Source organism: Saccharopolyspora sp. NPDC000995 (genome assembly GCF_053599315.1).
Genome location: NZ_JBSFLZ010000337.1, coordinates 1 through 1373, shown reverse-complemented (window position 1 = coordinate 1373; position 1373 = coordinate 1). Strand labels below are relative to the sequence as shown.

Genomic DNA, 1373 nt, shown 5'->3' with positions numbered 1-1373 from the left:
CGTGGTTGGCCGGTCAGCTTGATCCCGTGTCGTCGAATATTTCGTGGGGCACGCTTACCAGCATGATGGCGGGTTTCGATGGCCGAGCCGGTAGGTACCCGTCTCATTCGGAAATGCGTGACCTGGTGGGGTTGGCGGGGAGGGCGCGAGCGGTCCTTGGTCGACTGGGTTCTGCCGATGCCGATGCCGGTGTTGATGGGGGGCAGCGAGTCAGTCCGGTCCAGGCGTTGGAGGCGATGTGGAACGCCGATCAGCCGTGGCGGCGAATGGGGGACAGGCTGGCCGCGCTCACGGCGCCCGAACGGGACGAGCAGACGGTGAAGTGGGCTCGGGGAGTGCTGGTTGAGATCGAGGACGCTCGGTCTGTGGTGGTCAGACAGCCGGCGGAGTCGCAGGCGCGGCTGAACGCCGTTGTCCTGGCTCCGTTCGTGACGATGATCGCTGAGAGGTTTGAGGGCGGCTGGAGAAAGGTTGCGGCGGAGATAGGGCTTGGGAACGGGACCGAGCTGCCGGCTGATTACCGGCAGTCCCTGGAGAATTTGGCGGATTTGTACTGTCAGGTAGATCCGAATTTGTCCGGATTTGACCAGGCTTCGCTGTGGATGCGGCGGATCCGGGTGCTGATCGATGCCGGTTTCGACGACGGCAAGGTGGGTGCTGCTTTCTACAAGCGGACGATGGGTGAGCTGCAGAGCCTGGTGGCCGAGCTGTTCGGGCCGGTGTTCAACCCGCGGACCGGACAGCAGGAGCTGGAGCTTCGGTCACCCAGCGAGGTCGGGGTCAAGAAGATTCGTCGCTGGCTCAAGCTGATGGATCTGGTGGACAATTTTGGTGGTGTCGGCACGGTTGTCGGTGCGGTCGGCGCGGATTTGGTGGGTGGTAGGCGGCTGTTCCCAGTGATCCGGCTGGCAGACGAGCTGTATGGCAAGCGGCCGGGGGTGGAGACGCTGCGCGGTCTGGCATGGTTGGCCAACCAGCTTGATCCCGTGTCGTCGAACATTTCGCTGGCGTCGCTTGCTGGCATGGTTGCGGATTTCGAAGGCCGAGCCGATGGGTATGCCACGTTTTCAGAAGTGCATGACTTGGTGTCATTGGCGGGGAGAGCGCGAGAGGTCCTTGGCCGGAAGGGCGCTTTGGAGGCGATTTGGAAGGCTGACAGGCGTTGGGAAAGGACGAAGGACCGGCTGGCCGAGCTCGAGACAACTGCGCTCGACGAGAGTGACGAACAGACGGCGCAGTGGGCCATGGGATTGCTGTTCGCCGAGTTCGAGAACGCTCGGTCTGTGGTGGTCGGACAGCCGGAGGAGTCGCAGGCGCGCCTGAACGCCTTGGTCCTGACTCCGTTCCTGACAAAGATTGCTGAGGGCTTTGAG

At 63.1% G+C, this 1373-nt stretch carries 1 pseudogene; it reads left to right on the top strand.

Annotated elements, in window-relative coordinates:
- Positions 1-335 precede the first annotated feature (335 nt).
- Positions 336-1373: pseudogene (locus ACWDKQ_RS36185) on the top strand (hypothetical protein); the annotation flags it as partial.